The 6793-nt window shown below is 74.2% G+C and carries 1 protein-coding gene; it reads left to right on the top strand.

All coding sequences use genetic code 11. The features are described 5' to 3' along the window. Positions 1-18: 18 nt before the first annotated feature. Positions 19-6774, top strand: a complete 6756-nt coding sequence (locus ACFXA3_RS30640) for a SpvB/TcaC N-terminal domain-containing protein (protein WP_385191917.1) — start codon at positions 19-21, stop codon at positions 6772-6774. Positions 6775-6793: the final 19 nt, after the last annotated feature.

The raw sequence follows: 6793 nt of genomic DNA on the forward strand, positions 1-6793 counted from the left end.
CCGCTGCCTCCGCCCGCCGTGAGCCTCCCGAAAGGCGGCGGGGCGATCAAGGGCATCGGCGAGAAGTTCGCGGCCCATCCGGTCACCGGCGCCGGCGCCATGACCGTACCGGTCGCGGCCACCCCCGGGCGGTCGGGCTTCGGACCGGACCCGGTGCTCCGCTACGGCTCCGGCGAGGGCAACGGTCCCTTCGGCCTGGGCTGGAGCCTGGGGCTGCCCGCGATCACCCGCCGGACCGACAAGGGCGTGCCCCGGTACGACGACGCGTCCGATTCCGACGTCTTCATCCTCTCCGGCGCCGAGGACCTGGTACCCGTACTCGTCCGCGAGGGCGACGGCTGGGTGCCGGAGGCGCTGCCGCCACGCGCGATCGGCGGCGCCCGCTACACCGTCCGGCGCTACCGGCCCCGCAGCGAGGGCCTGTTCGCCCGCATCGAGCGCTGGACGAACACCGGGGACCCGGCCGACGTCTTCTGGCGCTCGATCTCCCGTGACGACGTCACGACCTGGTACGGGTGCACCCCGGAGTCCCGGATCACCGACCCGGCCGACGCCTCGCGCGTGTTCGCCTGGCTGATCTGCGAGAGCCACGACGACAGGGGCAACCTCATCGCGTACGGCTACAAGGCCGAGGACGACGAGGGCGTGGACACGGCCGCCGGCCACGAGCGGAACCGGCAGCGCACCGCCAACCGCCACCTCAAACGGATCCGCTACGGCAACCGCACACCCTGGCCGTCCTCCCTCGACGCCGCCACGGGCCGGCGGCCGCTGCCCGGCGACGGCCAGTGGCACTTCGAACTCGTCCTCGACTACGGCGAGCACGACCGGGCCGCCCCCACCCCGCACGGGGCCGGGGCCTGGAGCGCCCGCCCCGACGCCTTCTCGACGTTCCGCCCCGGCTTCGAGGTACGGACCCACCGGCTCTGCCGACGCGTCCTGATGTTCCACCACTTCCCCGACGAGCCGGAGGTCGGCGCCGACGCCCTCGTCCGCTCCACGGAGCTCGGGTACGCGTACGGGGTCCACGCGACCCTCACGGCGGTCACCCACCGCGGCCACCAGCGCGACGGCGGCGGCCACCGCACCCGCGCCCTGCCCCCGGTCGAGTTCGAGTATTCCCGGCCGGTCGTCTACCACACCGTCCGCGAGCTCGACGAGGAGAGCCTGGACGGACTGCCCACCGGCCTGGACGGCACCCGCCACCAGTGGGTCGACCTGGACGGCGAGGGACTGCCGGGCATCCTCACCGAGCAGGGCGGCGGCTGGTTCCACAAGCGCAACCTCAGTCCGCTCACCCCGGCCCGGGCCCGCTTCGGGCCGGTCGAGGCCGTCCCGTCCCGCCCGTCGCCCGCACTGGCCACCGGAGCCCGGTTCCTCGACCTCGCGGGGGACGGCAGTCCCGACCTCGTACGGTTCACCGGGCCCGATCCCGGCTTCCAGGAACGCGCGGCCGACGGGACCTGGGAGCCCTACACCCCGTTCGTCTCGCTGCCCGACCGCGACTGGGCGGATCCGAACCTGCGGTTCGTCGACCTCGACGGCGACGGCCTCGCCGACGTCCTCGTCACCGAGGACGACGCCCTGGTCTGGCACCCCTCGCTCGGCGAGGACGGCTTCGGGCCCGAACGGCGCGAGGTCCGTGCCCGCGACGAGGAACGCGGGCCGCGGCTCGTCTTCGCCGACGCCGAGCAGTCCGTCGTCCTGGCCGACATGACCGGGGACGGTCTCACCGATCTCGTCCGCATCCGCAACGGCGAGGTCTGCTACTGGCCGAACCTGGGCCACGGCAGGTTCGGCCCGAAGATCGTGATGGCAGGCGCCCCGTCCGACCACCCCGACCGCTTCGACCAGCGACGCGTCCTCCTCGCCGACGTCGACGGCTCCGGCACCACCGACCTCGTCCACCTGCACGCCGACGGCGCGCGGATCCACTTCAACCGGTCCGGCAACGACTTCGCACCCCCCGTAGCACTGCCGACGCTCCCACCGGCGGACAGCATCACCGACGTGCTCGCCCTCGACCTGCTCGGCAACGGCACGGCCTGCCTGGTGTGGTCCTCACCCCTGCCCGCGGACGGCCGCCGCCCGCTGCGCTACCTCGACCTGATGGGCGGGGTGAAACCCCATCTGCTCACCCGGGTCCGCAACAACCTCGGCGCCGAGACCGAGATCGGGTACGCGCCCTCCACCGCCTTCTGCCTGCGCGACCGCCGGGCGGGCACGCCCTGGGAGACGAAGCTCCCCTTCCCCGTCCACGTCGTCGAGCGGACGACCGTCCGCGACAAGTGGCGCGGCACGGCCTTCACCAGCCGCCACAGCTACCACCACGGCTGCTTCGACGGCGCCGAGCGCGAGTTCCGCGGCTTCGCCCGCGTGGAACGGACGGACGTCGAGGACTACGGCACGTTCACGGCGGCCAACGCGGACAGCCCCTACGTCACCGCCGACCACCGGCTCCACCAGCCGCCCGTACGAACGGTCACCTGGCACCACACCGGCGTGCCCGTGGCGGGACGGGACCCGCAGCACCCGTTCCGGCACGAGTACTTCCGTGCGTCCGAGGAGTACGCGCCGCCCGGCCCCGGCCTCGACGCCCTGCCGCTCGGCCCCGGCGAACGACGGGAAGCGGTAAGGGCGTTCCACGGCGCCCTGCTCCGCGAGGAGACGTACGAACTCGACCTCGGCGCCGCGACGGACGGCGAACGGCCCGCGGTCCCGGTCCGCGTCCTCACGGCCACCACGCACGCCCCGCACATCCGCCTCGTCCAGCCCCGCGCCGGCCGGCAGCACGCCGTCTTCCACACCTTCGAGGGCGAGTCCGTCGCCCACCACTACGAACTCGACCTGCGCACGCCGCAGTCCACACCCCCGGCCGCACCCGATCCGCGGATCGTCCACACCCTCAACCTCACCGTCGACCCCTACGGGAACGTCCTCCAGTCCGTTACGGTCGGCTACCCCCGCACCCGCCCGTCCCCCCTCGCCGACCCCCTCCTGCCGCCCGGGACCGACACCCTCGTCGCCTCCGTCCAGGGCGAGCTCCGAGCCGTCTACACCGAGATCCGCACCACCGATCCGCTCCCGCCGGACCCCGACCGGTACCGCCTCCCGCTGCCCTGCGAGACGCGCACCCACGAGCTGACCGGGACCGGTCCGGACGTCGCGGGGGACGGGAGGTGGGTCACCGCGGAGGGGATGCTCCGGTTCCGGCTCGGCGAGCGGTACCAGACCGGCGGGACACCGGTGGCCGAACTCGAACACCATCGGCTGCCCGACGGGACGGCACCCCACAAGCGGCTCCTCGGACTCGTCCGCACGCTCTACTACGACGAGACGCTCGCCGCGCCCCTGCCCCTGGGCGGCCTGACGGCCCGCGCCCTGCCCTACGGGACGTACGCCCTCGCCCGGACCGACGCCCTGCTCACGGCCGTCCTCGGCGACAGGGCGACCCCCGAGGTCAGGGCCGCGGCGGCGGACCGGACCGTCAGCGGACACCTCGGAGGCCAGGCCGCCGTCCGGCTCCTCGGCGAGGACGCGGCGGGCCGGTACTGGCGCTGTTCGGAAGGCGCGGAGTACGACCCCGACGCCCCGCAGCGGTTCTTCCTGCCCGCCCGGTGGACCGACGCGTTCGGCAGCACCACCCTCCTCGAACACGACCCGTACGGCCTCTCCCTGAAGGCGAGCACCGACCCGCTCGGCAACCGCAGCGAGGTGCTCGCCCACGACTACCGGGTCATGGCGCCCCGCAGGACGCGCGACGTCAACGGCAACCAGGCCGAGGTCCTCTTCGACGCCCTCGGGCTCCCCGCCGCCGCCGCGCGCAGCGGCAAGGACGGCGCCGGCGACCACCGCACCGGCCACGACACGGCCGCGCTCAACCCCCAAGCGGCCCGCCGCCACGGCTTAGTCCTGACCGACGACCACGACCCGGTACGCGCACGGGCGCTGCTCCTCGGCGCGGGCAACCGCTGGCTCTTCCACTTCGGCGAGGAACTGCGCGACGGCGAGGTCGTCTGGGCCCTGCACCCGCCCTGCACCGCCGTGCTCACCCGGGAACGGCACGCCGACGAGCAGCCCGAGAGCCCGCTCCAGGCCGCCTTCCTCTACGCGGACGGCCTCGGCAACACCCTGGTCAAGAAGGTCCAGGCCGAACCCGAGGAGCCGGGCGGCCCGCTGCGCTGGGTCGCCGACGGCAAGACCGTCGTCAACAACAAGGGCAACCCGGTCAAGCAGTACGAGCCGTACTTCAGCCCGCCCGGCAGCGGGCACCGCTTCGAGGAGCCCGGCGAGCAGGGCGTGACGCCGCTGCACTTCTACGACGCGATCGGGCGGCTGATCCGTACCGACCTTCCCGACGGCAGCCACCACCGCGTCGAGTTCTCGCCCTGGCACGTCACCGACCACGACGCCAACGACACCGTCCTCGAACCGGGCAACGGCTGGTACGCGCGGATGAGCACCTCCGCCCTGCCCGCCGAACGCCGTGCGGCGCGCCAGGCCGCCGCCCACGCCGGCACGCCCGGGTGCGCCCTGCTCGACAGCCGCGGGCACACCGTCGTGACCATCGCGCACAACAGGGACGACGGGGTGGACGAGAAGCACGTCACCTTCACCCGGCGGGACGTGGAAGGCACTCCGCTGTGGATCCAGGACCCCCGCGGCAACCGGGTGCTGCAGCACGTCGTCCCGCCCCTCCCGCCGGGCGTGCACCCCCTCGACGATCCGCAGAACCTGTTCCCGCACGGCTTCAGCCCCGGCTACGACCTGACCGGTCACGCGCTGTTCGAGCACAGCCCGGACGCCGGTGATCGCCTGACCCTCCGGGACGCGGCGGACGGGCTGCTGTTCAGCTGGAACGGCCGGGGCTTTCGCACCCGCACGACGTACGACGCGCTGCGCCGCCCCGTCGGCACCTACGTCACCGCGGCCGGGGACACGAACCTCTCCGGTGCCCCGCGCGACCCCGGGGCACCACCGGACCCCGAGGTACTGGTCGAGTACCGCGTCCACGGCGAGGCGCATCCCGAACCGGACCGGAACCTGCGCGGCCGCACCTTCCGGGTCTACGACGGTTGCGGAGTGACGACCTGCGAGCGGTACGACTTCCAGGGCAACCTGCTCGCCACCTCCCGCCGCTTCGCCCGCGACCACACCGGCACCCCGGACTGGTCGGCCCTGGCCTCCCTCACCGGCCCGGACCTGATCGCCGGGGCCGCCGAGGCCCTGCTCGAACCGGGCCCCGCGCTGACCACGAGCACCGCGTACGACGCCCTCGACCGCCCGGTCGCGACCACCGCCCCGGACGGCAGCGAAACCCGGTGGGCGTACAACGAGGCGGGCCTGCCCGAGCGCGTCGAGGTCCGCCTGCGGGGGGCGGCGACGCCCACCGCGTTCGTCACCGGCGTCGACTACGACGCCCACGGCCGGCGCACCCGCGTCGTCCACGGAAACGGCGCCCGCACCGCGTACACCTACGACCCGGCCACCTTCCGGCTGACCGGCGTGCGCACGACCCGGCCGGCCGGCCCCGACACCACCGCGTCGATGCTCTTCGCGAACGCGTCCGTGGTGCAGGACCTGCACTACACCCACGACCCCGTCGGCAACGTCACCCGCGTCGAAGACGCCTCGCTCGCCACGATCGCCGGTGCGGCCACCGCCCGCGACTTCACCCACGACGCGCTGTACCGGCTCGTCGCCGCGAGCGGCCGCGAGCACGCCGGCCAGACCGCCTTCCTGCCGGACCCGCCCGACGCCGGCCGCCGGGACCACCCCTTCGCCGGAGCCCGCGTCCACCCGAACGACCTCCAGGGCCTGCGCGGCTACGTCGAGCGCTTCCGCTACGACGCGGTCGGGAACCTGATGCACGTGGCCCACCACGAGGGCGCCGACGTCGAGGCACCGGGCCCCGTCCTGTGGCGGCGCCACCACCAGTACGCCCTCGACGGCAACCGGCTCCTGGCCACCAGCCTGCCCGGCGAGACCGGGGGCCTGCCCGACTACGCGGCGGACGGCGGCTACGGCGCCCGGTACGGGCACGACGTGCACGGCAACATGACCCGCATGCCGCACCTGCCGCTGATGCGCTGGGACCACGGCGACCGCCTGGCCGCCACCGCCCGCCAGGTGGTCAACGACGGCACGCCCGAGACGACGTACTACGTCCACGACTCCGCCGGCGAACGCGTCCGCAAGGTGACCGTCACCATGGGCGGGGCCGTCAAGAACGAACGCCGCTACCTCGGCGGATTCGAGCTCTACCGCGAGTACGGCGCGGGCGGCACGACCCTCGAACGCGAGACCCTGCACATCGGCGACGCCGGCGAGCAGATCGCTCTCGTCGAAACGGCCGTGCTGCCCGCCGGCCGGCCCGCCGTCCGCTACCGGTTCACGGACCACCAGGAGTCCGTCTGCGTCGAACTCGACGAGAACGGCGCCCTGGTGGGCCACGAGGAGTACCACCCGTACGGCACGACCGCCTTCCAGGCGGGCCGCACCGCCGCCGAGACCGGCCTCAAGCGGTACCGCTACACCGGCAAGGAGCGCGACGACGAGACCGGCCTCTCGTACCACGGCGCCCGCTACTACGCGCCCTGGCTGGGCCGCTGGGCGAGCTGCGACCCGGCGGGCCTGGCGGACGGGCCGTGCCGCTACGCGTACGCGCGGTGCGGACCGGTGCGCTTCCGCGATCCGGACGGGCGGTTCGCCGACGAGGGCGGGAAGTACGCGGCGGCGGCCGCCGCGGGCGCGGGCGCGCCGCCGGGGGAGTGATAACACTACCGCGCCCCCC

This window comes from Streptomyces sp. NPDC059456 (assembly GCF_042750055.1).
Taxonomy (GTDB): Bacteria; Actinomycetota; Actinomycetes; order Streptomycetales; family Streptomycetaceae; genus Streptomyces.